We start from the raw sequence: 1,775 nt of genomic DNA, 5'->3' as shown, positions 1-1,775 counted from the left end.
ACATGGTAGGGGAGCGTTGTGTAAGTGGCTGAAGGTAAGCTGTGAGGCTTGCTGGACATATCACAAGTGCGAATGCTGACATGAGTAACGATAATGGGGGTGAAAAACCCCCACGCCGGAAGACCAAGGTTTCCTGTCCCATGCTAATCAGGGCAGGGTAAGTCGGCCCCTAAGGCGAGGCAGAGATGCGTAGTCGATGGGAAACGGATTAATATTTCCGTACTTGGTATATCAGTGAAGGGGGGACGGAGAAGGCTAAGCAAGCTTGGTGTTGGTTATCCAAGTGAAAGTGCGTAGGGCGTTGAATTAGGTAAATCCGGTTCAACATGTACCTGAGACACGAGACGAGTCACCAAGGTGACGAAGTTGTTGATGCCATGCTTCCAGGAAAAGCCTCTAAACTTATGATATATCGAACCGTACCCCAAACCGACACAGGTGGTCAGGTAGAGAATACTAAGGCGCTTGAGAGAACCTGGGTGAAGGAACTCGGCAAAATCGTACCGTAACTTCGGGAGAAGGTACGCCCTTGTTTGTGATGGAACTTGCTTCCTAAGCGAACGAGGGCCGCAGTGAAATGGTGGCTGGAACTGTTTATTAAAAACACAGCACTGTGCTAAATCGAAAGATGACGTATACGGTGTGACGCCTGCCCGGTGCCGGAAGGTTAATTGATGGGGTTAGCGCAAGCGAAGCTCTTGATCGAAGCCCCGGTAAACGGCGGCCGTAACTATAACGGTCCTAAGGTAGCGAAATTCCTTGTCGGGTAAGTTCCGACCTGCACGAATGGCGTAATCATGGCCACGCTGTCTCCACCCAGGACTCAGTGAAATTGAAATCGCAGTGAAGATGCTGTGTACCCGCACCTAGACGGAAAGACCCCGTGAACCTTTACTACAGCTTGGCACTGAACATTGAATCTACATGTGTAGAATAGGTGGGAGGCTTTGAAGCACAGTCGCTAGATTGTGTGGAGCCGCCTTTGAAATACCACCCTTGTATATTTGATGTTCTAACATGGGTCCCTTATCGGGATTGTGGACAGTGTCTGGTGGGTAGTTTGACTGGGGCGGTCTCCTCCCAAAGAGTAACGGAGGAGCACGAAGGTTAGCTAATCACGGTCGGACATCGTGAGGTTAGTGCAATGGCATAAGCTAGCTTAACTGCGAGACAGACACGTCGAGCAGGTACGAAAGTAGGTCATAGTGATCCGGTGGTTCTGTATGGAAGGGCCATCGCTCAACGGATAAAAGGTACTCCGGGGATAACAGGCTGATACCGCCCAAGAGTTCATATCGACGGCGGTGTTTGGCACCTCGATGTCGGCTCATCACATCCTGGGGCTGAAGTCGGTCCCAAGGGTATGGCTGTTCGCCATTTAAAGTGGTACGCGAGCTGGGTTTAGAACGTCGTGAGACAGTTCGGTCCCTATCTGGTGTGGGCGTTGGATGATTGAGGGGAGCTGCTCCTAGTACGAGAGGACCGGAGTGGACGAACCGCTGGTGTTCGGGTTGTTTTGCCAAAGGCATTGCCCGGTAGCTACGTTCGGAATCGATAACCGCTGAAAGCATCTAAGCGGGAAGCGAGCCCCAAGATGAGTCATCCCTGACAGTTTAACTGTCCTAAAGGGTTGTTGAAGACTACGACGTAGATAGGCAGGGTGTGGAAGCGTTGTGAGGCGTTAAGCTAACCTGTACTAATTGCCCGTGAGGCTTAACCATACAACACCCAAATGTCTTTTATAAACGCGCGTTGCGCTGTCGTGATAATATGCT

The 1,775-nt window shown here is 51.0% G+C and carries 1 rRNA gene; it reads left to right on the top strand.

The annotated features are described in order from the left end of the window. Positions 1-1,721, top strand: a 23S ribosomal RNA gene (locus ACYVIL_RS20350); the annotation flags it as partial. Between the last annotated feature and the right edge of the window lie 54 nt (positions 1,722-1,775).

Source organism: Aliiglaciecola aliphaticivorans (genome assembly GCF_054782055.1).
The sequence above is the reverse complement of the archived record's forward strand: the minus strand, read 5'-3'. Positions and strand labels throughout refer to the sequence as shown.